Genomic DNA, 26,480 nt, shown 5'->3' with positions numbered 1-26,480 from the left:
CTGCGTCTTTGCCCCTCGCACTCGCGGCTTCGACGGCCGCGACATCGGCAAGCGAAAGCGACGCCGTCCCCAGGACGGCTGTGTCCGGCCGCACAGGAAACGCTCATGACAAAATCGTTCCGCACCCTCGACGACGTCAATTTGAAGGGCAAGCGCGTGCTGCTGCGCGTCGACCTCAACGTACCCATGGAAGGCGGCCGCGTCACCGACGCAACAAGGCTCGAGCGCGTTGCCCCCACCATCACCGAAATCTCCGACAAGGGCGGCAAGGTGATCCTGCTCGCCCATTTCGGCCGGCCCAAGGGACGCGATCCCAAGGAGTCGCTGAAGCCGGTAGCTGAAGCGCTGTCGAAGGTGATCAAGCGCCCGGTCGCTTTCGCCGAGGATTGCATCGGCGACGCCGCAGCCACGGCAGTTGCAGCACTCAAGGATGGCGACATCCTCTGTCTGGAAAACACCCGCTTCCACAAGGAAGAAGAAAAGAACGACGCCGGCTTCGTTGCTGAGCTGGCAAAACTCGGAGACATCTGGGTCAACGACGCGTTCTCCGCCGCCCATCGCGCCCACGCCTCGACCGAAGGCCTCGGCCACAAGCTGCCGGCCTACGCCGGCCGCACCATGCAGGCCGAGCTCGACGCGCTCGGTAAGGCGCTGGAAGCGCCGACGAAACCCGTGATCGCGATCATCGGCGGCGCCAAGGTCTCGACCAAGATCGATCTCCTGGAAAACCTCGTGAACAAGGTCGACGCGCTGGTGATCGGCGGCGGCATGGCCAACACCTTCCTGCACGCGCAGGGCGTCGCGGTCGGCAAGTCGCTCGCCGAGAAGGACCTCGCCGCGACCGCGCTGCGGATCATGGAGAAGGCCAACGCCGCCAATTGCGCGATCATCCTCCCGGTCGACGCTGTCGTCGCCAACCAGTTCGCCGCCAACGCGCCCTCACATGCCTACGGCCTCGACGCGATCCCGGCGGACGGCATGATCCTCGACGTCGGCCCGCAATCGATCGCGCGGATCCATGCCGCGATCGACGATGCGGCGACGCTGGTCTGGAACGGGCCGCTCGGCGCCTTCGAGCTGACGCCGTTCGACCGCGGCACCATGGTTTCGGCCAAGCATGCCGCCGAGCGGACCAGGGCCAAGAAGCTGATCTCGGTCGCCGGCGGCGGCGATACCGTCGCGGCGCTGAACCAGGCGGGCGTGGCCGGCGATTTTTCCTATGTCTCGACCGCGGGCGGCGCGTTTCTTGAATGGATGGAAGGCAAGCCGCTGCCGGGCGCGAAGTTCTGAAAAAGGGTTGATCGAGAGCATGATCCGGAAAAGTGTGAAGCGGTTTTCCGAAAAGATCATGCTCAAACAAAGAGATGAGATCATGATGCGTTTCCGTGGAAATGCATCATGATCTGGTTCGAATCCGAACGCGCACTACAGGGAGAAATGGAATGGCTCGCATAACGTTGCGGCAACTGCTCGATCACGCGGCCGAGCATGATTACGGCGTACCTGCCTTCAACATCAACAACATGGAGCAGGCGCTGTCGATCATGGCCGCGGCCTCCGAGGTCGACGCACCGGTCATCATCCAGGCCTCGCGCGGCGCGCGGTCCTACGCCAACGACGTCATGCTCAAGCACATGATGGACGCCGTCACCGAGATCTATCCGCAGATCCCGGTCTGCGTGCATCTCGACCACGGCAACGAGCCTGCGACCTGCATGACCGCGATCCAGGCCGGCTTCACCTCGGTCATGATGGACGGCTCGCTGAAGGCCGACGGCAAGACCCCAGGCGACTGGGACTACAATGTCGGCGTCACCCGGACGGTGACCGGCATGGCCCATCTTGGCGGCATCTCGGTGGAAGGCGAGCTCGGCGTGCTCGGCTCGCTCGAGACCGGCATGGGCGACAAGGAAGACGGCCACGGCGCCGAGGGCAAGCTGTCGCATGACCAGCTGCTGACCAATCCGGACGAAGCCGTGAAGTTCGTCAAGGAGACCAAGGTCGACGCGCTCGCGATCGCGATGGGCACCTCGCACGGTGCCTACAAGTTCACCCGCAAGCCCGACGGCGACATCCTCGCAATGAACGTGATCGAGGAAATCCATCGCAAGCTGCCGAACACGCATCTCGTCATGCACGGCTCCTCGTCGGTGCCGCAGGAGCTGCAGGAGATCATCAACGCCAATGGCGGCAAGATGAAGCCGACCTGGGGCGTGCCGGTCGCCGAGATCCAGCGCGGCATCAAGAACGGCGTGCGCAAGATCAACATCGACACCGACAACCGGATGGCGATGACCGGCCAGATCCGGAAAGTTCTGAAGGACAATCCGGAAGAGTTTGATCCGCGCAAGTATCTGAAGCCTGCGATGGAGGCGATGACCAAGCTGTGCAAGCAGCGCCTGCAGGAGTTCAACACCGCGGGCCAGGCCAGCAAGATCAAGAAGGTGCTGACCACGGCGGAGATGGCCAAGCGCTATGCCGCGGGCCAGCTCGACCCCAAGATCGCCTGACGAGGCAACCTGACAACTTCTTGCCTGAATCATTAAGGCGGGACACCGGCTCCGACGCAGTCGGAAACGGTGTCCCGAAGGCTTGATCGCCGGCCACGGCAAACGCTGGCCGCGACGAACGTTTTCTAGGCATTTGCCCGAGAACCGCCTATTTTGGTTTGCAAAGGCAATGCTCTGGAGGACACTCCCCATGAACCTCTCCGACCTCAACAAAATTGCGCTTGCCATGGTCACCCCGGGCAAGGGCATCCTCGCCGCCGACGAATCCTCCGGCACCATCAAGAAGCGTTTCGACGCCATCAAGGTCGATTCGACTGAGGACAATCGCCGCGACTATCGCGAGATGCTGTTCCGCTCGCAGGAGGCGATGAGCAAGTATATCTCCGGCGTCATCCTCTACGACGAGACGATCTGGCAAAACGCCAAGGACGGCACGCCGCTGGTCAAGCTGATCGAGCAAGCGGGCGCGATCCCCGGCATCAAGGTCGATGAAGGCACGCAAGCGCTGCCGAACTGCCCGGGCGAACTCGTGACCGTTGGCCTCGACAAGCTCGCCGAGCGGCTGAAGAAATATTACGAGCGCGGTGCGCGCTTTGCGAAGTGGCGCGCGGTGATCGATATCGGACCGCGAATCCCGACCCAGACCGCGATCCGCGTCAACGCCCATGCGCTGGCGCGCTACGCCGCGCTGTGCCAGGCCGCGCAAATCGTCCCGATCGTCGAGCCCGAAGTGCTGATGGACGGCGATCACGACATCGACCGCTGCTACGAGGTGACGCAGCGGGTGCTGAACCGCACCTTCCAGGAATTGCGGGTGCAGCGCGTCGCGCTCGAAGGCATGATCCTGAAGCCCAACATGGCGATCTCGGGCAAGAAGTGCCCGAAACAGGCCTCGGTGCAGGAAGTCGCCGAAAAGACCGTCCGCCTGCTCAAGAGCTGCGTGCCGGCCGCGGTGCCCGGCATCGCCTTCCTCTCCGGCGGACAGAGCGACGAGGAGGCGACTGCACATCTCGACGCCATGAACAAGATCGGCCATCTGCCCTGGCGGCTGACCTTCTCCTATGGCCGTGCGTTGCAGGCGGCGCCGCAGAAGGCGTGGTCCGGCAAGCCCGACAACGTCCCCGCGGGCCAGCGCGCCTTCTCGCATCGCGCCCGGATGAACGGGCTCGCGAGCACCGGCAATTGGGAAGCCGGCCTCGAAAAACAGGCGGCATAGTTGGCCACCAAGCCCGTTCCGCCGCGGCCGGTGCCGCGCCTCTATCTGGCAACCCCGCCGGTCGACGAGCCCGCGCGGCTTGCGGCCGAGCTTGCCGAATTGCTTGCCGCCGCCGACGTCGCGGCGGTTCTGGTGCGGCTGCGCGAGAGCGACCCGCGCAGCATGATCTCGACCGTCAAGGCGCTGGCGCCTGCGATCCAGAACGCCGGTGCGGCGCTCTTGATCGACGGCCAACCCGACATCGTGGCCCGCGCCGGTGCCGACGGCGCGCATCTAACCGGCATCGCCGCGATGGAAGAGGCTGCGCCCGCGCTGAGGCCCGACCGCATCGTCGGCGTCGGCGGGCTCGCGACGCGCCACGATTCCATGGCGGCGGGCGAAGCCGGTGCCGACTACGTGCTGTTCGGCGAGCCCGACACCAAGGGCCAGCGGCCGTCGAGCGAGGCGATCGCCGAGCGGCTGCAATGGTGGGACGAATTGTTCGAGCCGCCCTGCGTCGGCTTTGCAACCTCGCGCGAGGAGGCCGAGGCGTTCGCGGCGGCCGGCGCGGATTTCGTGCTGGTCGGAGACTTCATCTGGTCCGATCCGCGCGGCGCGAAGGCGGCCCTCGTCGAGATCGGCGAGACGATTGCGCGGGCGCATGCCGGCACATTCGGCAAGGCCAAGGTCGAGGGGAAGGCCGAGGGATGACGCCGGAATGAAATGCCTGCGTCCGATAGGTGTTGCGCTCGGCTGCACGATGCTGGCGAGCGGCGCGATGGCGCAGCTCTCGATCACGCCGCCGGCCCAGACGCCGCCGCCTGCGAAGAAGGAGGCTCCGAAGGAAAAGCCGAAGGTGCATACGCCGGTCGCGAAGAAGCCCGCGCCGAAGCCTGCGGCCACGCCCACCCCGACGCCGACACCCTCGCCGACCCCGCCGCCGGACGATCCCAATGTCGACCTCGTCTACGGCGCCTATCAGCGCGGCATGTACAAGACCGCATTCGATCTCGCGACGGTGCGCGCGCAGAACAACAACGATGCCAAGGCCATGACGATGCTTGGCGAGCTCTATGCCAATGGGCTCGGCGTCAAGCGCGACTACGTCAAGGCCGACGACTGGTACAAGCGCGCCTCCGATGCCGGCGACCGCGAGGCGATGTTCGCACTCGCCATGATGCGGATCGCGGGCCGCGGCGGCACGGTGGACAAGGATTCCGCGGTCAAGCTGCTGGCGTCGGCCGCCAAGCTCGGCGAACCGAAGGCGGCCTATAATCTTGCGCTGCTCTATCTCGACGGCCAGACCCTGCCGCAGGACCTCAAGCGCTCCGCCGAGCTGTTGCGGATGGCCGCGGACGCCGGCAGCCCCGAGGCGCAATACGCGCTGGCGACCTTCTACAAGGAAGGCACCGGCGTGCCGAAGGACCTCGAAAAGGCGGCGCGGCTGCTGCAGGCGGCCTCGGTGGCCGACAATGTCGACGCCGAGGTCGAATACGCCATCGCGCTCTACAATGGCGCCGGCACGCCGCGGAACGTGCCGGCGGCGATCACGCTGCTGCGCAAGGCGGCCCGGCAGAACAGCCCGATCGCGCAGAACCGCCTCGCCCATGTGCTGGCGACCGGCGCCGGCGCCCCGGTGGACAAGGTCGAGGCGCTGAAATGGCACACCGTCGCCAAGACCGCCGGCAAGGGCGACCCCGATCTCGACGACATCCTCGCCGATATGAGCCCGGAAGACCGCGCCAAGGGCGAGGCAGCGGCCCGAAAATGGATCGGAAACAACGTCAAATGACGCCTTGACGGCGCCACTTCCAGAGGGCACCCAGTCCGGAAATCCAAGGCACAGTTCCCCTCCACCCCGTCATCCTGAGGTGCGAGCGGGGCGAGCCTCGAAGGATGAACGGCCCGGCTGGTAGCCGTTCATCCTTCGAGACGCGCGTTCCGCGCTCCTCAGGATGACGGGATTAGGTTTGAACCCGCCGTCCCAGCACAATCGCACCGAAGAAGCCGTCCATCATGCTCTACTCCGCCCTCATCAATGTCATGGTCAAGGCCGCGCGCCGCGCCGGCCGCAGCCTCAAGCGCGACCTCGGCGAGATCGAACATCTCCAGGTCTCGCTGAAGGGCCCGGCGAACTTCGTCTCGCTCGCCGACAAGCGCGCCGAAGAGATGCTCTACACCGACCTCGAAAAGGCTCGCCCCGGTTACGGGTTCCTCGGCGAGGAAGGCGGCAGGCGCGAAGGCTCGGACAAGAGCCACACCTGGATCGTCGATCCCTTGGACGGCACCACCAACTTCCTGCACGGCATCCCGCAATTCGCGATCTCGATCGGGCTGCTCCGCGAGGACACCGTGATCGCGGGCGTGATCTACAATCCCGCCAATGACGAGCTCTACATTGCCGAGCGCGGCAAGGGCGCGTTCCTCAACGACCAGCGGCTGCGCGTCGCCGGCCGCCGCCAGCTCAACGAATGCGTGGTCGCCTGCGGCCTTCCGCATATCGGCCGCGGCAACCATCAGCTGGCGCTGCAGGAGATGGCCGCGCTGCAGAGCAAGGTCGCGGGCTTCCGCCGCTTCGGCGCCGCCTCGCTCGATCTCGCCTTCGTCGCAGCCGGCCGCCTCGACGGCTATTGGGAACGCAATCTGCAGCCCTGGGACCTCGCGGCCGGCCTGCTGATGATCCGGGAAGCCGGCGGCACCGTCTCCGGCATCCGGGGCAATGACGACCCGCTGCAGACCGGCCACGTCGTCGGCGGCAACGAGTTCGTGCACGGCGAGTTGATCAAGATCCTGAAGCCGCTCGGGCAGTAGCGCCGGCGCGATCTAATCGTCGTCGCTGTCGTCATCGTCATCGTCATGGTCTTCTTGCCGGTCACGAAACTCGCCGCCGGCGGTCAGGCCCTCGATGGCCGTGGCGCCCTTCGCTTTGATCACCCGGCGCAGCGGGACCGAACTCTCGCTGCGCAACGCCTCCATCAGCTGTTCCGAATGGGTGACGATCCAGATATCGGCGCGGCGCGACGCCTTGGCGATCAACCTCGCCAATGGCGCCAGCAGCGACGGATGCAGACTGGTCTCGGGCTCGTTCAGCGCGATGAACGGCGGCAGCCGATAGCCCATGAACACGGCGAGCAGGCAGATATATTTCAGCGTCCCGTCGGAGAGTTCGTGGGCCTTGAACGGCCGCGGCATGTCTGTCTGCCGCAGCTCGAATTCGCACCGGCCGTTTTCTTCCCATGCCCGGAGCTCGGCGTCCGGGAACGCATCCTCGATCGCATCCTGGAGGTCGGCCGCATCTTGTCTGATCGCGCTGAGCGTTGCCAAAGCGGCTGCCAAATCGCTGCCATCGGCGCTCAGCGACGGCGTCGTGATCGCGAGACATGGCTTGCGGATCGGCGACGCCGGGTCGGTACGGAAATCGTGATAGAAGCGCCAGCTCTGTAAGGCGTTCCTGATCAGGCCGACTTCGGGACATGTCTGGCCGTCGAAGAAATCGGCGAGCGCGGTTTCCGACGGCAGCACCGCATCCTTGTGCTCGCTCCAGGCACCGTTCTCGCCGCGGACGCTGACGTGCGAATTGGTCCGCTCCATCATCAGGACTTTTCGCTTGCCGTGGATCGTCTCGATGCGTTCGGACTTGATCATTGGCTCGCCGGGAAACGCCGCCTCGACCGGGCCGGGATGTCCGAGCTCGATCGAGTAATTGACGTGTTCGAATCTGGCCGCCAGCCGCAGCCGCCCATCCTCGCCTCGCTTGCGAAGCCCGGACCAGCAGACCGAGTTCAACCCGCCTTCGTCGGCGATCGTGCGCGTGATCCGGCCGGTTGCCGCGTCGCGCAGCAGCGACAGCGACTTATAGAGATTGGATTTGCCGACGCCGTTCTCGCCGATGAAGACGGATAGCGGTTGAATGGGCATGAAGAGCCGCCGAATAGAGCGATAATTCGAGATCGCAATGTCGGTCGGCCGCATCACATGCCCTCAATCCCCGGGTTGCCTGCGCGCTCCCCGTTCAATCCAGAGCTGCAATCTGGATTGGCAGGCTTGCGAAAGCAAGCCGCTGATCCGATCGGCACCGGTCGCTGACATCAGTGTCCGATCCTTACCGGTGCGGGCGGGCCGTACACCTCGGCGTTGTCAGGCGCCTTCTCGCGATCACCGGCGAGCACGCGCTGCACGCTGACGAAGAACACCGGCACCAAGAGCAACGCGAGGATCACGACGGCGATCATGCCGCCCATCACTGACGTGCCGAGCGCCTGCTGGCTGGCGCCGCCGGCGCCGGTCGCGATCGCCATCGGCAGCACGCCACAGACGAAGGCGAGACCGGTCATCAGGATCGGGCGGAATCTGAGACTGCACGCCTCGATCGTCGCCTCGACCAGCGGCTTGCCCTGCGCCCGCAGGTCCTTGGCGAACTCGATGATCAGGATCGCGTCCTTGGCGGCAAGACCGATGATGGTGATCAGGCCGACGGTGAAATAGACGTCGTTGGAGAGCCCGCGCAGCGTCGCCGCCACCACGGCGCCGAGAATGCCGAGCGGGATGGTGAGCAGCACCGCGAGCGGAATGGTCCAGCTCTCGTAGAGCGCGGCGAGCAGCAGGAACACCACCAGCAGCGACAGCGCGAGCAGGAACGGCGCCTGCGAGCCCGACAGCTTCTCCTGCAGCGACTGGCCGGTCCATTCATAGCCGAAGCCGCGCGGCAGCTTGTCGGCAAGCCGCTCCATCTCCGCGATCGCGTCGCCCGAGGTGAAGCCGGGCTTCGCCTCGCCGGAGATGCGCACCGCCGGGTAGTAGTTGAAGCCCGCGATCTGGGTCGGCCCCTTCGTCCATTCGATGGTGGCGAAGGCCGAGAACGGCACCAATTGCCCGCGGCTGTTCTTGACGTTGTAGTTGAGGATGTCGTCCGCGTTCATGCGGCTGGTCTTGTCCGCCTGCACGATGACGCGCTGCATGCGCCCGCGGTTCGGGAAGTCGTTGATGTAGTTCGAGCCGAGGTTGGTCGAGATCGTGTTGTTGATGTCCTCGAAGGTGAGGCCGAACGCACCGGCCTTCTCGCGGTCGATCATCAGATTGACCTGCGGCGCCGGCGGCAGGCCTTCGACATAGACCTTCTGCAGGATCGGGCTGGCATTGGCCTCCGCGATCAGGCGGTCGGAGGCGGCAATCAGCGCGGCATAGCCCTTCTGGCCACGGTCCTGCAGGCGGAACGAGAAGCCCGACGAGTTGCCGAGGTTGTCGATCGGCGGCGGTTGCAGCGCCGAGATTTTTGCGTCGCGCACCGACGACAAATCGCGGTTGATGTCGGCGACGATCGCGGCAGCGGACTCCTTCGGGCCGCGCTCCGACCAGTCCTTCAGCGTGATGAAGGCCTGCGCGGTGTTCATGCCCTGGCCGAGGAAGCTGAAGCCGGTGAGGAACGTGACGTTCTCGATGCCGGCGCGATCCTTCAGGTACTTCTCGACCTGCTCGACCGCACCTTCCGTGCGCGCATAGGACGATTCCGACGGCGTCTGCACGTCGGTCGTGATGAAGCCCTGGTCGTCGACCGGGAGGAAGCCGCCGGGCAACCGCACGAAGCCGTAGGCGACGCCTGCGAACAGCACGAGATAGATCAGCATCAGGCGGCCGGTGCGGTTCAGCGAACCCTGCACGGTGCGCGTGTAGCCGGCGCGACTGTTGTCGAGCACGCGGTTGAACCAGCCGAACACGCCCTTGCGGGCATGGCCGTGGCCCTTCTCGACCGGCTTGAGCAAGGTCGCACACAGCGCCGGCGTCAGCGACAGCGCGAGCAGCGCCGAGAACGCGATCGCCGCCACCATGGTGACCGAGAACTGGCGGTAGATGATGCCGACCGAGCCGGGGAAGAACGCCATCGGCACGAACACCGCCATCAGCACCAGCGTGATGCCGATGATGGCGCCGGTGATCTGCGACATCGCCTTCCTGGTCGCTTCCTTCGGCGGCAGGCCCTCTTCGGCCATGATGCGCTCGACGTTCTCGACCACGACGATGGCGTCGTCGACCAGGATGCCGACCGCCAGCACCATGCCGAACATGGTCAGCATGTTGATGGAGTAGCCCACGGCCATCAGGGTCGCGCAGGTTCCGAGCAGCGCCACCGGCACCACGATGGTCGGGATGATGGTGTAGCGGATGTTCTGCAGGAACAGGAACATCACGATGAACACCAGCACCACCGCCTCGACGAGGGTCATCAGGACCTTCTCGATCGAGGCCTTGACCACCGGCGTGATGTTGTAGGGAATCTCGTAGGAGATGTTGGCCGGGAAGAAGCGCGACAGCTCCTTCATCTTGGCCTCGACCGCGCTCGCGGTCGCCAGCGCATTGCCCTTCGGCGACAGCAGCACCGAGAGACCTGCGGTCGGCCTGCCGTCGAGACGGGTGTTGAACTGGTAGCTGAGGCCGCCGATCTCGACCCGCGCGACGTCGCGCAGGCGGACCGTCGAGCCGTCGGCATTGGCGCGCAGGATGATGGCGCCGAATTCGTCGGGCGAGGAGAGCTGGCCCTTCACCAGCACCTGCGCGGAGATCTTCTGCGTATCGGTGCTCGGCTCGGCGCCGATGCTGCCGGAGGCGACCTGAGCGTTCTGCGCCGTGATCGCCCGGTTGACGTCGTCGGCCGAGAGGCCGTATCCGACCAGCTTGGCCGGATCGATCCAGATGCGCAAGCTGCGCTCGGTCGAATACAGCGTGGCGCGGCCGACGCCGGGGATGCGGCGCACCTCGCCCAGCACGTTGCGGATCATGAAGTCGCCGAGGCCCACTTCATCCAGCGAGCCGTCGGTCGAGTTCAGCGTGATGATCTGCAGTACCGCGGACGAGGCTTCCTCGACCAGGATGCCCTGCTGGATCACGGCGCGCGGCAGCCGCGCCTCGACGCGCTTGAGGCGGTTCTGCACCTCGACCGAAGCCTGGCTGGTGTCAGTGCCCGGCTTGAAGTTGGCGATGATCTCGACCTGGCCGAGCGAGTCGGAGGTCGATTCGAAGTTCAGGATGTTGGCGGCGCCGTTGAGCTCTTCCTCGATCAGCCGCGTCACGCTGTTGTACAGGTTCTCCGGCGACGCGCCGGGATAGCTCGTCGAGATCGAGATCGAGGGCGGCGCGATGATCGGATACTGCGCGACGGCGAGCAGCGGGATCGAGATCGCGCCGATCAGACAGATGAACAGCGCGACGACCCAGGCGAAGATCGGCCTGTCGATGAAGAAGCTGGGCATGTCCGATCACCGCACCGCGTGGGCGGTCTGATGCGAATCCGGTGCCGACGCAGCGTCGATCTCACGCCAGGCCAGCGGCCGGACCTTGTCGCCGGCGGCGAATTTCTGGAACCCCTCGACGACGACCTTGTCGCCGGCCTTGAGGCCTTCGCTCACGAACCAGGAGCCGCCCTGCAGCGAGCCGGTGCGCACCGGCTGCACCGCGACGTGATTGTCGTCCTTGACGACGAACACCTCGCTGCCGCCGCCGCCATTGCGCTGGATCGCCTGCTGCGGCACCGCGATCGCATCGCTGTCGATGCCCTGCTCGATCAGCACGCGGACATACATGCCCGGCAGCAGGATGCGATGCGGGTTCGGGAATTCGCCGCGCAGGGTGACCTGCCCGGTATAGGCATCGACCTTGGCGTCGGAGAACAACAGCTTGCCCGGCACCGGATAGATCGAGCCGTCGTCGAGCACGAGGCGGACCTTCATGGCGTCAGGCGCGATGCGCTCGAGGTCGCCGCTCTCGAAGGCGCGGCGGAGCTGGTTCATCTCGGTCACCGACTGCTGGAAGTCGGCGTAGATCGGGTCGAGCTGCTGGATGGTCGCAAGGCTCGCGGCGTCGTTCTGGACCACGAGCGCGCCTTCGCTGATGACCGCAGCACCGATGGTGCCGTCGATCGGCGCACGGATCGTCGCATAGTCCAGGTTGAGCTTCGCACGCGCGACGTCGGCCTCACGGCCCTGCACGTCGGCTTCGGCCTGCTTCAGGTTGGCGATCGCCTTCTCGTTTTCGGCCTCGGAGGTCGCGCGCTGTTGGGTCAGCGTCGCGATACGGCGGGCCTGCAGCGCGGTCTGCTCGAGCACCGCCTTGGCGCGCGCCAGCGCCGCCTCGGTCGACTGCAATTCGACTTCGAACGGACGCGGATCGATCTGATACAGGGGATCGCCGACCTTCACCTCGCTGCCCTGATGGAACATGCGGTTGACGACGATGCCCGAGACGCGCGGGCGCACCTCGGAGACACGGGTCGGGGCGATGCGGCCCGGCAGCTCGCGCACCATCGCGCGCGCCTGCGGCTTCACGGTGACCACGCTGACGTCCGGCTCGGGTGCTTGCACGGCGGCGGTTGCCGAATTCGGTTCGTCGCAGCCAGCAAGCAGTGGCGCCGTCACGGCCAGCATCAGAGCAATGCATGCCGATTGCGCGCGAAGTCCAGACATTGAGATGATCGCCCCTGAAAGGTTTGGGCAAGCGAACGGCGGTGTCACGGCGACAGCGCTCGCGTTGCTGCGGTGAAAATAAAATCTGCTTGCTGCGACGCAATGCGTTTCTCGGGCGGCTCATTGTCACAGAACGCTATCACCCTGATTTCGCGGCATGTTTTATCTTGTCACCGCATTGTGAGCGGGTTCCATCGCAGGCTGTGGGAATGCGTTAAGGACTGCGTGCGCGGGAACACGCCATTTTGCCTGCGCAAGAATGCCGCACCTTGCGACATCGTGCGCTCCGGCCGAATCAGCACGCGTCGCACCCGTTTCCCGACGAGGCGTGCAATCCGGCCAGATCTCGCGATCTACGCGTGGTGGCGGGGGACCTGTGCAAACGGCGATACGGCGGCCGCCCAGAAAGCTGCGCAAAGCGGCAACAGCTCGCCGGGTCTCAGCCATCCGCCTTTGGATTCGGCTTTCCTCACTGCGCCGCTGTGCCATATTGCTGACAGATGCGGCCTTCGCGAACGGATGATCCGGCAATGCCCCCTTCCCGCTCCGAGATGGAGATCGAACTGAGCAAGCTGTCCTCGCCCAGGATCTTCCTGGTGCGGATGCTGGTATTCCTGGTGCTCTGCGGCCTGGTCGGGGTGGTGCTGTACAAGCAGATCGTCACCGCCTTCTTCGCCAATCCCGGGCTGAACGCCCTGATCGGCGCGGTGCTGCTGATCGGTGTCATCCTGGCGTTCCGCCAGGTGATCCGGCTCTATCCTGAAGTGGCCTGGGTCAATAATTTCCGCATCGCCGATCCCGGCCTTGCGATCGAGCGCCGCCCGACGCTGCTTGCGCCGATGGCCGCCATTCTCGGCGGCGAGCGCGCGGGCCGGATGTCGATCTCGCAGCAGACAATGCGGCATCTGCTCGATTCAATCGCAACCCGCCTCGATGAAGCCCGCGACATCTCGCGCTACATGACCGGCCTTCTGGTGTTCCTCGGCCTGCTCGGCACCTTCTGGGGCCTGATCGAGACGGTCGGCTCGGTCGGCAAGGTGATCGACGGACTAAAGGTCGGCGGCGACGCCGGCGCGCTGTTCGATACGCTGAAGGAGGGCCTTGCCGCCCCGCTCGGCGGCATGGGCATTTCGTTCTCGTCCTCGCTGTTCGGCCTTGCCGGCTCACTGATCCTCGGCTTCCTCGATCTGCAATCGAGCCAGGCCCAGAACCGCTTCTACACCGACCTCGAGGACTGGCTCGCCACCACCGTGCGCGGCATTTCCGGCGACGGCGTCGGGGCCGGCGGCGCCGATTTGCAGGGCGCGATCGACCGGCTGCGTGCCACCTTCGAGGAAGGCGGCGCCGGCGGCGGCCGCAACACCACGGCGGCGATGGCCAATCTTGCCGAGGCGATCCAGGGGCTGGTTGCGCATATGCGCACCGAGCAACAGATGATCCGCGAATGGGCCGACGGCCAGGGCGAGCAGAACCGCGAGATCAAGCGGCTGCTCGAACGCCTCGCCCGCCAGCCCGAGAAGAGCTGAGAGGGGCCTAGAGGATTTGGGTCCCGGCTCTGCGGAGCGGCGTTGCACGCCGCAGCGCGTCCGGGACACGAGAGAGGAGATTGTTTGATGGCCCTCGCCCGCTCGCGCCGCAGCGAATCCGGCTTCAACTACTGGCCCGGCTTTGTCGACGCGCTGTCGACGCTGGTGCTGTCGATCGTGTTCCTGTTGTCGGTGTTCCTTGTCGTGCAGTTCTTCCTGTCGCAGGAAGTGACAGGCAAGGACAAGGCGCTGGAGCAGCTCACCGCCAAGATCGCCCAGCTCAACGAGCTGTTGTCGCTGGAGAAGCTCTCCAAGCTGACGCTCGACGACCAGGTGTCGCAGCTCCGCGCCGGCCTCGCTTCCGCCGAGGGCGAGCGCGATCGCATGAAGGGGCTGTATGAGGGGCTCGCCAATTCCGGCAACGATGCGCAGGGCCGCGCCAACGAGCTCAACAAGGCGCTGGAGTCCGAAAAGAGCGTGTCATCGCGCGCGCTGGCGCAGATCGAGGTGCTGAACCAGCAGATCAGCGCGCTGCGCCGCCAGCTCGCCGCGCTCGAGGAGGCGCTCGACGCCTCCGAGAAGCGCGACAAGGAATCGCAGAACCGGATCGCCGATCTCGGCCAGCGCCTCAACGTCGCGCTGGCGCAGCGGGTACAGGAATTGTCGAAATACCGTTCGGAATTCTTCGGCCGGCTACGTGCGATCCTCGGCAACCGCCCCGATATCCGCATCGTCGGCGACCGCTTCGTGTTCCAGTCCGAAGTGTTCTTCGACACCGGCCAGGCGACCTTGCTGCCGGAAGGCAAGACCGAGCTCGATACCGTGGCGAACGCGCTGATCGACCTCGACAAGCAGATCCCACCCGAGATCGCCTGGGTGCTGCGGGTCGACGGCCACACCGACGTGCGGCCGATCACCAACAGTCCGCTGTTCAAGTCGAACTGGGAATTGTCTTCGGCGCGCGCGATCTCGGTGGTGCAATACCTGATCTCGCTCGGCGTGCCGGCGCAGCGCCTCGTCGCCGCCGGCTTCGCCGAATTCCAGCCGCTCGACACCGCGCAAACCGAAGACGCCTACAAGCGCAACCGCCGCATCGAGCTGAAGCTGACGGAGAAATAAGGCAGCGCGGCCAACCATTCCGGCCCTAACCATCCGTCGTCCTGGCGAAAGCCAGGACCCATAACCACCGAATTGGGTGATGAACGGGATCGTGATCCCAGCGTCGTGCAACAATCGAGATTTGGGGTAATGGGTCCTGGCCTTCGCCAGGACGACAGCGATTGTGCGGTACGGCCTGCATCCACAATCGTCGTCCCGGCGAAAGCCGGGACCCATAACCACAGGCTTGCGTTGTTGAGGTGCGCTGTGGCCCCAACGTCGCGCGACAATTGCCATTCGTGGTTATGGGTCCCTGGGTCAAGCCCGGGACGACACTGGGTGTGTGGCTCGACTTCCTCAGCGCCCGACCAACCCGAGCAATTGCTCCGGATAGCGCGCGCCCTGCACCTCGACCGCGGCGACAGCCTTGCCGATGTCAGCAAGATCGGCGGAGCTCAGTTCGATGCGCGCGGCGCCGATGTTTTCCTCCAGCCGATTGAGCTTGGTGGTACCGGGGATCGGCACGATCCACGGCTTTTGCGCGAGCAGCCAGGCCAGCGCGATCTGCGCCACCGTCGCGCCCTTGCCGGTGGCGATGCGGCCGAGTTGATCGACCAGCGCCTGATTGGCACGGCGGGCCTCCGGCGTGAAGCGCGGCACGAGGTTACGGAAGTCGTCGCTCGCGAACGTCGTCGACGCATTGATCGCGCCCGTGAGGAAGCCGCGGCCGAGCGGGCTGTACGGCACGAAGCCGATGCCGAGCTCTTCCAGCACCGGCAGGATCTCCGCCTCCACCCCGCGTTCCCACAACGAATATTCGCTCTGCAACGCCGTGACCTTCTGCACCGCGTGGGCGCGGCGGATGGTCCCGACGCCGGCCTCGGAGAGGCCGAAATGGCGGACCTTGCCGGCGGCAATCAGGTCCTTCACGGTGCCGGCGACATCCTCGATCGGCACCGCGGGATCGACCCGGTGCTGATAGAACAGGTCGATCACATCGATGTTCAGCCGTTTCAGCGAGGCGTCCGCGACCGCCCTGATGTGCTCGGGCCGGCTGTTCAAGGCGCGGTGCCGCTCGGCCATGGTGCCGATATCGAAGCCGAATTTGGTGGCGATCACAACCTCGCTCCGGACCGGCGCCAGCGCCTCGCCGACCAGTTCCTCATTGACGAAGGGGCCGTAAACCTCGGCGGTGTCGAAGAAAGTAACGCCGCGCTCGACGGCGGCGCGGAGCATGGCAATGCCCGCGGTCTTCTCCACCGCCGGACCGTAGGCGAAGCTGAGGCCCATACAGCCAAGGCCGATCGCCGAGACTTCGAGATTGCTGTGACCGAGTTTGCGTTTCTGCATGATGTCTCTCCGCATCGATGGCTGGATTTCGTCGCTGCGGGATTTAAGGCGTGCACAGCCATGCCATTAGACGTAGAAACCGGGATGGACTTATGAGCAGGGTTCATGAATGCCGCGGCCTGACGTCAATGACCTGATCGCCTTCCTCGCCGTCGCGCGCGAGCGCAGCTTCACCCGTGCCGCGGCGCAGCTCGGTGTGTCGCAATCGGCGCTCAGCCACACCATGCGCGCGCTGGAGGAACGGCTGGGCGTGCGGCTTTTGACCCGCACCACGCGCAGCGTCGCGCCGACCGAGGCCGGCGAACGGCTGCTGCATGGCATCGGTCCGCGCTTCGAGGAAATCGAGGCCGAGCTCGCCGCGCTGACCGCGCTGCGCGAGAAGCCCGCCGGCACCATCCGCATCAACGCCGGCGAGCACGCAGCCGAGACGATCCTGTGGCCGGCGCTGGCGGAGTTCCTGCCGCGCTATCCCGACATCAAGGTGGAGATCACCGTCGACAACGGACTGGCGAACATTGTCGCGGAGCGCTTCGATGCCGGCGTCCGCCTCGGCGAGCAGCTTGCAAAGGACATGATCGCGGTGCGGATCGGTCCGGATTTCCGCATGGTCGTGGTCGGTGCGCCCTCCTACTTCAAACGGCGGGAGCGCCCGAAACGGCCGCAGGATCTGACGCAGCATGCCTGCATCAATATCCGCCTGCCGACCCATGGCGGCATCTATGCCTGGGAATTCGAGCGGCGCGGCCGCCCGCTCAGGGTTCGCGTCGACGGACAATTGGTGTTCAACAGCACCACGTTGCGGATCAAGGCGGCACTGGCCGGCTTGGGGCTCGCCTACATCGCCGAGGACCAGGTGCGCACGCAGCTCGCCAAGGGGCAGCTGATCCAGGTGCTCGACGACTGGTGCGCGCCGTTTCCCGGCTATCACCTTTATTATCCGAGCCGGCGGCAATCCGCTCCGGCCTTCGCACTGCTGGTCGATGCGCTGCGTTATCGCGGCTGACCGCGAACGGCAACGCGGCCAAAGATGAAGTGCGCTTGCGATAGCCGCCTGTCCGCCGTTCGGTTCAGAGGACCATGTTCTAGACCGCGCCGACCGGCTCCGCGGCCGGTTCGTCCGGCTCCACATCCGCAGTCACGAATTTCAGCCCGTAGGTCTTGCCGCGGCGCCACACCACCTCGCAGGGGTAGCGCTTGGCATGGTCGGCGAGCAGCGTCAGCGCGAGGCGGTCCTTGACGTCGAACTCGACCTCGGTGGTGATCTTGGCGCCGCCGGGCGAGATGTCGACCACGGCGCAGGCGTTCTCGGTCACGCCATCGTCGACCGTGATCCAGGCCGCACGGTTGTTGAGCTGGCGCCGCGGCTCGCGACTGACCTTGATACGTGCTCCATTGCTCGCCATCGTCGTCGTCCTTGAAGACATTGGTCATTGAAAACTTGCAAGACCGCGCAGGTCGATCGACGCGCCCGGCACATAACCGCAGCGGCCACAATGCCGTCCCCCCGTAAAGTCCGGCTTAGCGCGATCGCTTGAACTTTACCGGAATCTTGACCCGGCTTTTAGCAAACAGGGATTCTGCAATTCCCTCAGCGGGATACCGGCCGCACTGGCGTTCCGGACCTTGACACCGCGACCGCACTGTTGGTGAAGTGGCGGCCGTGGCTTTGGCCACATCCCTGCAACAAGAGCGCTTCAAGCCGCCATTTCCGACGGAAACGACCCATGCTGATCCCCCTCGCCGACGTGCCGCGCTGGTATGCCGAACGCAAGCCCACGGATGCGATCGCCGTCAGTCACGGCGCGGATACGCTGACCTGGCATGAGCTCGAGCGCCGCGCCAATGCGCGGGCGCGGGCCTTTGCCGCCAAGGGCGTCAAGCCCGGCGACTTCGTCGCGATCGGGCTGCCCAACAGCAACGCGTTCTTCGAGACCACGTTCGCGGTGTGGAAATGCGGGGCGACGCCGACCTCGCTGTCATGGCGGCTGCCGCGCGGCGAAGCCGCCGCGGTGCTCGAGATCCTGAAGCCGTCGCTGGTGGTCGGCGGCGAGGCCGACTGGAATGCGCCGAATTCACTGCCGGTGAATTTCGTGCCGGAGGGATTTTCCGGGGAGCCGCTCGATGCGCCGCTTGCGCGCTACTGGAAGGCGATGACGAGCGGCGGCTCGACCGGACGGCCGAAGGTGATCCTCGATCACAACCCCGCCGTGATCGAAACCACGACGCCGCTGATGCTCGGGATTCCGCATCAGGCCTCGCTGCTCAACCCGGGCCCGCTCTATCACAATGCACCGTTCATCCTGTCGCACTCCGCGCTGTTCGGCGGCGGCAAGCTGACCGGCATGGTGAAGTTCGACGCCGAGGAGACGCTGCGGCTGATCGAACGCGAACGCGTGCAATGGGTCAACTTCGTGCCAACGATGATGCACCGGATCTGGGCGCTGCCCGAGGAGGTGCGCAACCGCTACGACGTCTCAAGCCTGCAAATCGTGTTTCACATGGCAGCGCCGATGCCGCCCTGGCTGAAGGAGAAGTGGATCGAATGGCTCGGCCCGGAGCGTGTCTGGGAACTCTATGGCGGCACCGAGCGGCAAGGCGCCTGCGTGATCTCGGGCGTCGAATGGATGGCGCATAAGGGCTCGGTCGGCAAGATCGGCGAGACCGCTAAGCTGCGTATCATCGGCGAGGACGGCAACGACGTCGCGCCCGGCGAGACCGGCGAGATCTACTTCCTGCCCAATGACGGCGTCGGCTCCACCTATCATTATCTCGGCGCAACACCGAAGCGGCGGCCGGACGGTTGGGAATCGCTCGGCGATATCGGACGTCTGGATGAAGAGGGCTATCTCTATCTCGGCGACCGGCTCGCCGACATGGTGCTGCGCGGCGGCGCCAATATCTATCCGGCCGAGGTCGAGGCCGCGGTCAGCGAACATCCTGATGTGCGCTCCTGCGTCGTGGTCGGATTGCCCGATCCGGAATTCGGCCAGCGCGTGCATGCGATCCTCGAGCTCGCCGACGACGCCGATGCGCAGAAGATCGCCGACGGCATGGGCGATTTCCTGAAAGACCGGCTCAGCCGCTACAAGCATCCGGAAAGCTTCGAGCGCGTCGGCACCGCGCCGCGCGATGATTCCGGAAAGGTCCGCCGCACCATGCTGCGCGACGAGCGCGCCGCGTGGATCAAGGACAACCGCGCCTTCCGCATCATGCCGGCGCGCGCGAAGGCATGATGCGGAAAAGTGCGAAGCGGTTTTCCGAAAAGATCATGCCCAAACAAGAAGCTAAGGCGCGATGACAGATCTCATCGCGCTCTAGAGGCGAACAGATTCATCTATCTTGCGAGGGGCAGGTCTGCACGCCAGATGAGCTGTGCAGGCCGCCGCGCAGGGTATATCATTCCATCTTCCCTGCCGGCAGAACCTCGGACTACCTTGAGGTTCCAGCGCGCCCTGCACGCCAGGAGATCCCAGATGACTTCCACGACCGAACCGAAAGTGCCGGCGGCCTTTCAGCCCCGCCCCGAAGATTATCGCTATGACCTCGATCGTGCGCTGATGAGCGTGGTTGGGCTGCATTCGATCATTCCGCCTGATGCTTTCAGCGCCGAGACGCTCGGCACCGAACGCGCGGGCAACGGCGTGCTGATCGACGACGGGCTGGTGCTGACGATCGGCTATCTGATCACCGAAGCCGCCACGGTGTGGCTGCATCTCGGCGACGGCCGCGCGGTCGAGGGTCACGCGCTCGGCTTCGATTTCGAATCCGGCTTCGGCCTGGTGCAGGCGCTGGGCAAGCTCGACATCGATCCGCTGCGGATCGGCTCGTCCGCGGCAACGCAGGTCGGCGACAATGTCGTGCTCGGTGGTGCCGGCGGCCGCACGCGCTCGGTCGCAAGCCAGATCGCGGCGAAGCAGGAATTCGCGGGCTACTGGGAGTATCTGCTCGACGAGGCGATCTTCACCTATCCGTCGCATCCGAACTGGGGTGGCACCGGACTGATCAACAATGCCGGCGAGCTGATCGGCATCGGCTCGCTGCAGCTCGAGCGCGAACGCTCGGGCCGCGCCGAGCACGTCAACATGATCGTGCCGATCGATCTGCTGAACCCGGTGTTGAGCGACCTGCGCAAATTCGGCCGTGTCGACAAGCCTGCGCGACCGTGGCTCGGCATGTACACGACCGAGATCGACAACCGCCTCGTGGTGGTCGGCGTTGCCAGCAAGGGACCGGCGGCGCGCGCCGAGCTGAAGACCGGCGACGTGATCCTCGCGGTCGACGGCGACAAGGTGACGAGCCAGACCGGCTTCTATCGCAAGCTCTGGTCGCTCGGCGCAGCCGGCGTTGACGTGCCGTTGACGGTCTATCACGAAGGCGTCACCTTCGACGTGACGCTGACCTCGATCGACCGCATGAAGCTGCTCAAGGCGCCGCGGCTGCACTAAGCAAGAAAGAGGAGCAGCTGCGATGAGCGAGGCCGTGGTTGACGACATCGTGGCCGTGCTGCCGCCGCTGTTGCAGACCCTGGAATCGCTGTCCTTTGTCGCGCGCAACCTCAATCCGCCGGACTTCGATCGCGTGATGCAGATCGCGGGCGAACCCGAGGAGGCACTGCAGGCGGTGCGGCCGCGGCTGGCCGATTGGCCGGAGAAATTCGCGCACATCAAGACTGCACTTGAGGCTGCGATCGAACCGGCGCTCGCCGGCTATGCGGGGCTGCGCGCGGTGCAGAACGGCGAAGGCGACCTGGTCAGCGTATTCCGCGCGCTGCGCTATCTGCCGCGCGCCCAGGAAGCGCTCTATCCCTTGACCGAACTGCCGCCGGTCAGCGGCTTCTTCATCGCGCCCGACTTGCGCGAGGATGCCGGGCTGCAGGCAAAACTCGCGGCGACGCCGAACGCCGACACCGGCATCTTCCATGAGCGCAACGAGCCGGGCAGCCGCGGCGGCTTCTCGATGTATGTGCCGGAATACTACACGCCTGAAAGTACCTGGCCGCTGGTGATGGCGCTGCATGGCGGCAGCGGCAATGGCCGCGGCTTCCTGTGGAGCTGGCTGCGCGACGCGCGCAGCCGCGGCGCCATCCTGGTGGCGCCGACCGCAACCGGCCAGACCTGGGCGCTGATGGGCGACGACACCGACACGCCGAACCTCAACCGCATTCTCGACCAGGTGTGCGCGCGCTGGAATATCGACGCGACGCGGATGCTGCTGACCGGCATGAGCGACGGCGGCACGTTCAGCTATGTGACCGGGCTCGACGGCGCCTCGCGCTTCACGCATCTGGCGCCGGTCGCGGCGACCTTCCACCCACTGATGGCTGAGATGGCCGATGCGGAGCGGCTACGGGACTTGCCGATCTTCATCACCCATGGCCGGCTCGACTGGATGTTCCCGGTACAGACCGCGCGGCAGACCCAGGGCCTGCTGTCGGCCGCCGGCGCCAGGGTCGTCTATCGCGAGATCGACGATCTCAGCCACACCTATCCGCGCGAGATCAATGCGGGGATCATGAAGTGGCTGAATGGTGAACAGGCCGGCGGCGCTTAGAGCATCGTCGGTTGGCACCGAGTTACACGGCTCTATCCCCGTCATTGCGAGGAGCGAAGCGACGAAGCAATCCATGTCTCCGCCTGCGGCGCGATGGATTGCTTCGCTTCGCTCGCAATGACGTGGATAGAATCTACCTCGTTACGTGTTCACCCGCGGCTTGAGCAGGTCTGAAAAGCCGACCCGGTGCAGCATCTCGTTGCGGACGCGGTCGATCACGCCGAAGGCGACCTCGGCACCGTCCTGGGTCGGATCGATGTGGACGCGGAATGGCCGCTTGCCGAACGGCGTGTCGAGCACCCTGACGATCGCATCCGCGACCAGCGACGCGTCGGCATCCTCGGGCACGATCGCCGCGAACGCCTTCATGATCTCATCGCCGAAGCCGGCATAGGGACCGGCTTCATATTCGGCGACCCGCGCTTCGTCGGCAGGACGGCCGGAATGCGCGAAGTGATTGGTGCCGCCGGTGAAGGCGCCGGGCACGATGATCGAGGTCTCGATGCCCCAGCGCGCGAGCTCGCGGGCATAGATCACGGCCATCGCATCCATGCCGGCCTTCGCCGCGAAATACGGCGCGAGATAGGGCGGCGTGCCGCCGGCCGAAGAGCTGCTCGACACCCAGACCACAAGTCCCCTGCCCTGCTTGCGCAGCTGCGGCAGCGCCGCGCGATTGACGCGCTGGGTCGAGAGGACGTTGACGTCGTAGAGCTCGGCGAGCTGCTCGGGCGTGAAGGCCTCCGCCGGGCCGAACACCATGTGGCCGGCATTGTGCATCACGACGTCGAGGCGGCCTTCTTCGGCGACGATCTGCGCAATGGCCTTGTCGACTGACGCCTGCGAGCCGACATCGAGCTCGAGCGAGCGCAGATCGACCTTGTTGTCCCTCGCGAACTCCTCGATATCGGCGACCGCGGCAGCATTGCGGCCGGTGGTGTGGCGCATCGAGGCGTAGACAATGTGGCCGCTTGGCGAGCGCGTTGGCGGTGAGGCGGCCGAAGCCGCTCGAGGCGCCGGTGATGACGATGACCTGTTTCATGACACGTGCCTTGTGATGACGGATTGAACGGGAGTTGGGTTGAAGGCGCGAGAGCGTCAGACCAGGCCGCCATTCGCGCGCAGGGTCTGACCGTTGATCCAGGAGCCGTCGGGACCGGCGAGGAACGACACGGCATTCGCGATGTCGTCGGGCGTGCCGAGCCGCTCCAGCGGGACCATCTTGGCGAAGCGGTCGATCAGTTCGTCTGACTTGCCGTTGAGGAACAGATCGGTCGCTGTCGGGCCCGGCGCGATCGCATTCACGGTGATGCCGCGGCCGCGCAATTCCTTGGAGAGGATCGCGGTGAGGGATTCGATCGCCGCCTTGGTGGCGACATAGATGCCGTAGGTCTCGAGCTTGGTGCCGACGACGCTGGTCGAGAAATTGACGATGCGTCCGCCGTTGCGCAGCCGGCGGGCCGCCTCGCGCATGGTGTTGAAGCTGCCCTTCAGGTTGACCGCGACCTGTTGGTCGAAGGTTGCATCGTCGCTGTCGGCGATCTTGCCGAGCTTCATGATGCCGGCATTGTTGACCAGCACGTCGACGCCGCCGAACGCCGCTTCCGCCGCGTCGAACATGCCGCGCACCGCGTTGGGATCGCTGACATCGGCCTTCGCCGTCAGCGCCCGACCGCCGGCGGCCTCGATCCGGTCGGCAACCGCCTGGGCGGGCTTGGCATCGCCGGAATAGTTGATGACGACAGTGAAGCCGTCCTTGGCGAGGCGCTCGGCGACCGCCGCGCCGATACCGCGCGAGGCGCCCGTCACCAGAGCTACCTTGTTGGTCTGGTTGGTCATTTTCGATCTCCCATCAGTTGAGCGGCTACGGCCGCGTTCGATGGGAGGACGCTACGGCTTGGCATCGACCGGATAATCTGGCATTTTTTGGCATCACTATTCGCGAATTTCGGACAATAGATGGACCGCTTCGACGCGATGCGCGTGTTCACCCGGGTGGTCGAGCGGCGCAGCTTTTCGCTGGCCGCCGACGATCTCGGCCTGCCGCGCTCGACGGTGACGGACGCCGTGAAGGGGCTGGAAGCGCGGCTCGGCGTCCGCCTGCTCGAGCGCACCACGCGCACGGTGCGCCCGACGCTCGACGGCGAGGCGCACTACCGCCGCTGCGTGTCGCTGATATCAGATCTCGAAGATGCCGAGGGCGCGTTCGGCGGCGCGCGGCCGAAGGGGCTGCTCCGGCTCGAAGTGCAGGGCACGCTGGCGCGGCACTTCCTGCTGCCGAACCTGCCGGGCTTCCTCACCGAGTATCCCGACATCGAGATCAACATGAGCGAGAGCGATCGCTTCATCGACGTGATCCGCGAAGGCGTCGACTGCGTGCTGCGCTTCGGCCGCCTGCCCGACAGCGACATGATCGCGCGGCAGGTGACGATGCTGGAGCGATTGACCTGCGCCGCGCCTGACTATTTCGCGCGCTTCGGTCTGCCGGCCGATCCGTTCGCGCTCGACGGCCATCGCATGATCGGCATCCGCTCGCTGACGACAGGACGCCTGCGGCCGATGGAGTTCGTGATCGACGGTGCCGTGAAGCAGTTTCCGCTGCCCGCACCGATGTCGGTGACCGGACCCGAGAGCTATCTCGCGAGCGCCAGGCTCGGCCTCGGCCTCGTGCAGGTGCCGCGCTTCCACGCCGAGGCCGATCTCGCCAACGGCACGCTCGTTGCAGTGCTGCAGCAATGGCCGCCGCCAATGGTGCCGATCAACCTGCTCTATCCACGCAACCGCCAGCTTTCGCCGCGCGTGCGCGTGTTCATCGATTATGTCATGCGCGTGTTCGCGCGCAGTTGATCGGCCGCCGGAACCACGGCGAACCCCGCGACGTTATCCCTTCGACACCGGAGGGATTAAGCGATGCGGACGTTTTTCGGAATGATTTTGGGCGCGCTGCTGCTGATATGCAGCGTCTATCTCTATGACTCGATGCGGACATCGAGCGCAGCCAATGGCGAGATGGCGCGGGACGCGCGCACCATCGTCAATTGGGACGTCGCGGCGCATGACTGGAACCTGCTGAAGACGCGCACCCGCGAGCAGTGGGGCAAGATCGCGTCGAAGTAACGACCGACGTTCACAATCCGATCGGCGTCACAGCCCGAGCGCAGACGCCGCCAAGGCTGCGCCGAATCCGGCTCCCAGCGCGGCCCATTCCCGCGCCGTGATGGCCATGGTCGCAAGCGCGACCACGGTCCCGACGAAGCCAGCCAGCCCGCCTGATAGGCAACCGCCGACAATGAATGCAATGAACAGATTGCCGGGCGCGAGCTGCAAGAACCGCGCGGCGATGCCGTCGTCGCGCATCGATGCAGCAAGGACGTATCCGCTGGCGCGCATGACATAGCAGGTGACGCCGAGGATGCAGATGACGCCGAGCACCTTAAGGTCATGCATCTTTCGGCTCCATCATGCTCACAAGCGTGCCGCATCCGCCTCCGATCAGCATCGACCAGCTGGGATCCACGAACCGGGCCACGAGAAGTGCCGCGACGGCCGAGGTCAGCCACGGCCAAAGCGATCTCACATTCTTCCATTGGCTGGGCAGCAGGGTCGCGATGAACATCGTCGGCAGCAACGTAGCGGCGAGCCTGAGCGGTTCGTTCGCCGCGAGCGGAGCGGCATAGGCGAGCGCGGTGCCGCCGACCCAGCCGATCGCCATCGGGATGCTCGATCCGAGCAGATAGCCTGCGTCAGGTCCATTGCGGTCGGCGTCCGAGCTCGTCATCAGCCACGATGCATCCGCCAGCTGGAACAGCGTGGGCAGCACCTTCCGGGGTGCCAGTCCGCCAAACAGCTGGCGCAGATGGGCGCCCATCAGTAAGTATCGCGAATTCGTGGCAATGCAGGCAACGACCATGGCGACGACCGGCAGCGGATGAGCCCACATGCTCAGCGTGATCGCTTGCGCCGTGGCGGAGTAGACCAGCAGGCTGAACAGAATGGCGTGCTCTGCCCCCAGCCCAAGTCCCTTGTACGTCAGTCCCATCACGAGGCCGGCGGCGCCATTGCTGAGCAGGAACGGCAACGCCGCGACCAGGCCGCGCCTGAAACCTGCGGCAGTCATCGTGGAGGCTGATGGCGAGGCGCTTGTAATGGTCATGACCATTAGATTAGACTTGGTGAGAGGCCGTGATGTCAAGAGATCCCGCGCGGGCAGCGACGCAGTTCTTCGGTGGACGGGTCTGCCTTGACTTCGCGAACACGCTGGACTGGCGCACCTCGGACGATCCGCAGGAGCTGATTCCGGACTATGCGGCGCTGTTGTCCTGGAGCGAACGCCGCGGGACCCTGCCCCTTGCCGCGACCAGGAAGCTGAAGGCGCGTTCGGCAAGCAGCGAGGCAGCGGCTGCGATGCAGAAGGCATATGATTTGCGCCGCGACATCTGGACCATCTCGGACGCGCTGCGCGGCGGCCGCGGTGCTGACCTTCGTCTGATCAATCAGATGCTCTCGGCGGCGCCGCGGCAACCCGACCTCGTGCGGCAGGATCGAGCATATCGCCACGCCTTCGCGGGGACCGACGTGAGCGAGCCGTTATGGCCGGTGCTTTGGTCGCTGACGGCCCTGCTGGCGTCCGACGACGCCAGGCGGATCGGATGCTGCGAGGCCGACGGCTGCGGCTGGTTCTTTGTCGACGAGAGCCCGAACCGGACCCGCCGATGGTGCTCGAGCGAGGTGTGCGGCAATCGCGAGCGCGCCCGGCGCGCCTACGCCAAGCGCAAGGGCTCAGCGTAAGCCGAACGCGAAG

General features: G+C 65.5%; 23 protein-coding genes and 1 pseudogene. 15 read left to right on the top strand and 9 right to left on the bottom strand.

Annotated elements, in window-relative coordinates:
• Nucleotides 1-105: 105 nt before the first annotated feature.
• The 6 genes from AKN84_RS04465 to AKN84_RS04440 all read left to right on the top strand — a co-directional run bounded on the left by AKN84_RS04465 (nucleotide 106) and on the right by AKN84_RS04440 (nucleotide 6,516).
• On the top strand, nucleotides 106-1,290 hold the full coding sequence (locus AKN84_RS04465) for a phosphoglycerate kinase (protein ID WP_050419549.1): 1,185 nt from the start codon (nucleotides 106-108) through the stop codon (nucleotides 1,288-1,290).
• Nucleotides 1,291-1,442: 152 nt separating this feature from the next.
• Nucleotides 1,443-2,510 (top strand): class II fructose-bisphosphate aldolase, encoded by a 1,068-nt coding sequence (gene fba / locus AKN84_RS04460; protein ID WP_050419548.1) that lies wholly within the window; start codon nucleotides 1,443-1,445, stop codon nucleotides 2,508-2,510.
• A 190-nt stretch (nucleotides 2,511-2,700) separates the two neighbouring features.
• Nucleotides 2,701-3,726 carry a class I fructose-bisphosphate aldolase gene (locus AKN84_RS04455; RefSeq protein ID WP_050419547.1) on the top strand — a complete coding sequence of 342 codons (1,026 nt, stop codon included), beginning with the start codon at nucleotides 2,701-2,703 and terminating at the stop codon, nucleotides 3,724-3,726.
• Nucleotides 3,727-4,416, top strand: a complete 690-nt coding sequence (locus tag AKN84_RS04450) for a thiamine phosphate synthase (protein WP_050419546.1) — start codon at nucleotides 3,727-3,729, stop codon at nucleotides 4,414-4,416.
• 7 nt (nucleotides 4,417-4,423) lie between these two features.
• Entirely contained in the window at nucleotides 4,424-5,497 is a 1,074-nt protein-coding gene (locus AKN84_RS04445) for a tetratricopeptide repeat protein (protein ID WP_050419545.1), read from the top strand.
• 224 nt (nucleotides 5,498-5,721) lie between these two features.
• Nucleotides 5,722-6,516, top strand: a complete 795-nt coding sequence (locus AKN84_RS04440) for an inositol monophosphatase family protein (RefSeq protein ID WP_050419544.1) — start codon at nucleotides 5,722-5,724, stop codon at nucleotides 6,514-6,516.
• Between the two features lie 12 nt (nucleotides 6,517-6,528).
• On the opposite strand, the gene AKN84_RS04435 is transcribed toward AKN84_RS04440, so the two are convergent.
• From AKN84_RS04435 to AKN84_RS04425, 3 genes are all read right to left on the bottom strand, one after another.
• Nucleotides 6,529-7,677 carry an AAA family ATPase gene (locus AKN84_RS04435; RefSeq protein WP_050419543.1) on the bottom strand — a complete coding sequence of 383 codons (1,149 nt, stop codon included), beginning with the start codon at nucleotides 7,675-7,677 and terminating at the stop codon, nucleotides 6,529-6,531.
• Nucleotides 7,678-7,793: 116 nt separating this feature from the next.
• Nucleotides 7,794-10,949 (bottom strand): multidrug efflux RND transporter permease subunit, encoded by a 3,156-nt coding sequence (locus AKN84_RS04430; RefSeq protein WP_050419542.1) that lies wholly within the window; start codon nucleotides 10,947-10,949, stop codon nucleotides 7,794-7,796.
• Between the two features lie 6 nt (nucleotides 10,950-10,955).
• A complete protein-coding gene (locus tag AKN84_RS04425; protein ID WP_128970427.1) occupies nucleotides 10,956-12,158 on the bottom strand; it encodes an efflux RND transporter periplasmic adaptor subunit in 1,203 nt (400 codons plus the stop codon).
• Between the two features lie 530 nt (nucleotides 12,159-12,688).
• On the opposite strand from AKN84_RS04425, the gene AKN84_RS04420 reads away from it, so the two are divergent.
• Both AKN84_RS04420 and AKN84_RS04415 read left to right on the top strand, forming a co-directional pair.
• Nucleotides 12,689-13,684 (top strand): flagellar motor protein MotA, encoded by a 996-nt coding sequence (locus tag AKN84_RS04420; RefSeq protein WP_128970426.1) that lies wholly within the window; start codon nucleotides 12,689-12,691, stop codon nucleotides 13,682-13,684.
• Between the two features lie 87 nt (nucleotides 13,685-13,771).
• Nucleotides 13,772-14,803, top strand: coding sequence for a peptidoglycan -binding protein (locus AKN84_RS04415; protein WP_050419540.1), 1,032 nt, complete (start codon nucleotides 13,772-13,774; stop codon nucleotides 14,801-14,803).
• A gap of 336 nt (nucleotides 14,804-15,139) precedes the next feature.
• Here the strand turns inward: AKN84_RS04415 and AKN84_RS04410 are convergent, their stop codons facing one another.
• Nucleotides 15,140-16,132 carry an aldo/keto reductase gene (locus AKN84_RS04410; protein ID WP_050419539.1) on the bottom strand — a complete coding sequence of 331 codons (993 nt, stop codon included), beginning with the start codon at nucleotides 16,130-16,132 and terminating at the stop codon, nucleotides 15,140-15,142.
• A gap of 109 nt (nucleotides 16,133-16,241) precedes the next feature.
• Here AKN84_RS04410 and AKN84_RS04405 point away from each other — a divergent pair, with 109 nt between their 5' ends.
• On the top strand, nucleotides 16,242-17,135 hold the full coding sequence (locus AKN84_RS04405; protein ID WP_050419538.1) for a LysR family transcriptional regulator: 894 nt from the start codon (nucleotides 16,242-16,244) through the stop codon (nucleotides 17,133-17,135).
• Between the two features lie 79 nt (nucleotides 17,136-17,214).
• Here AKN84_RS04405 and AKN84_RS04400 read toward each other — a convergent pair whose 3' ends face one another.
• Nucleotides 17,215-17,535, bottom strand: a complete 321-nt coding sequence (locus tag AKN84_RS04400) for a PilZ domain-containing protein (protein ID WP_050419537.1) — start codon at nucleotides 17,533-17,535, stop codon at nucleotides 17,215-17,217.
• A gap of 321 nt (nucleotides 17,536-17,856) precedes the next feature.
• On the opposite strand from AKN84_RS04400, the gene AKN84_RS04395 reads away from it, so the two are divergent.
• From AKN84_RS04395 to AKN84_RS04385, 3 genes are all read left to right on the top strand, one after another.
• A complete protein-coding gene (locus AKN84_RS04395; protein WP_050419536.1) occupies nucleotides 17,857-19,365 on the top strand; it encodes an AMP-binding protein in 1,509 nt (502 codons plus the stop codon).
• A gap of 240 nt (nucleotides 19,366-19,605) precedes the next feature.
• Nucleotides 19,606-20,577 (top strand): S1C family serine protease, encoded by a 972-nt coding sequence (locus tag AKN84_RS04390; protein ID WP_050419535.1) that lies wholly within the window; start codon nucleotides 19,606-19,608, stop codon nucleotides 20,575-20,577.
• A 22-nt stretch (nucleotides 20,578-20,599) separates the two neighbouring features.
• Entirely contained in the window at nucleotides 20,600-21,682 is a 1,083-nt protein-coding gene (locus AKN84_RS04385; protein ID WP_050419534.1) for a carboxylesterase family protein, read from the top strand.
• A 141-nt stretch (nucleotides 21,683-21,823) separates the two neighbouring features.
• Here the strand turns inward: AKN84_RS04385 and AKN84_RS04380 are convergent.
• Together AKN84_RS04380 and AKN84_RS04375 are read right to left on the bottom strand one after the other, a co-directional pair.
• A pseudogene (locus AKN84_RS04380) lies at nucleotides 21,824-22,721 on the bottom strand (SDR family oxidoreductase).
• A gap of 56 nt (nucleotides 22,722-22,777) precedes the next feature.
• Nucleotides 22,778-23,518, bottom strand: coding sequence for an SDR family oxidoreductase (locus tag AKN84_RS04375; RefSeq protein ID WP_050419533.1), 741 nt, complete (start codon nucleotides 23,516-23,518; stop codon nucleotides 22,778-22,780).
• A 120-nt stretch (nucleotides 23,519-23,638) separates the two neighbouring features.
• Between AKN84_RS04375 and AKN84_RS04370 the strand changes: the two genes are divergently transcribed.
• Both AKN84_RS04370 and AKN84_RS04365 read left to right on the top strand, forming a co-directional pair.
• Nucleotides 23,639-24,526 (top strand): LysR family transcriptional regulator, encoded by an 888-nt coding sequence (locus AKN84_RS04370; RefSeq protein ID WP_050419532.1) that lies wholly within the window; start codon nucleotides 23,639-23,641, stop codon nucleotides 24,524-24,526.
• A gap of 63 nt (nucleotides 24,527-24,589) precedes the next feature.
• Complete coding sequence (locus AKN84_RS04365) at nucleotides 24,590-24,796, top strand: hypothetical protein (RefSeq protein WP_050419531.1); 207 nt, start codon at nucleotides 24,590-24,592, stop codon at nucleotides 24,794-24,796.
• Nucleotides 24,797-24,823: 27 nt separating this feature from the next.
• On the opposite strand, the gene AKN84_RS04360 is transcribed toward AKN84_RS04365, so the two are convergent.
• Nucleotides 24,824-25,126 carry an AzlD domain-containing protein gene (locus AKN84_RS04360; RefSeq protein WP_050419530.1) on the bottom strand — a complete coding sequence of 101 codons (303 nt, stop codon included), beginning with the start codon at nucleotides 25,124-25,126 and terminating at the stop codon, nucleotides 24,824-24,826.
• A complete protein-coding gene (locus tag AKN84_RS04355) occupies nucleotides 25,119-25,796 on the bottom strand; it encodes an AzlC family ABC transporter permease (protein WP_157863246.1) in 678 nt (225 codons plus the stop codon). The genes AKN84_RS04360 and AKN84_RS04355 overlap by 8 nt, the downstream gene beginning before the upstream one ends.
• A 68-nt stretch (nucleotides 25,797-25,864) precedes the next feature.
• Between AKN84_RS04355 and AKN84_RS04350 the strand changes: the two genes are divergently transcribed.
• Nucleotides 25,865-26,467: a CGNR zinc finger domain-containing protein gene (locus tag AKN84_RS04350; RefSeq protein ID WP_050419528.1), complete on the top strand. Its 603-nt coding sequence runs from the start codon at nucleotides 25,865-25,867 to the stop codon at nucleotides 26,465-26,467.
• The last annotated feature ends 13 nt before the right edge of the window (nucleotides 26,468-26,480 follow it).

The organism is Bradyrhizobium tropiciagri (assembly GCF_001189845.1).
GTDB classification, from domain to species: domain Bacteria; phylum Pseudomonadota; class Alphaproteobacteria; order Rhizobiales; family Xanthobacteraceae; genus Bradyrhizobium; species Bradyrhizobium tropiciagri.
This window is presented reverse-complemented; position numbering and strand designations above follow the sequence as displayed.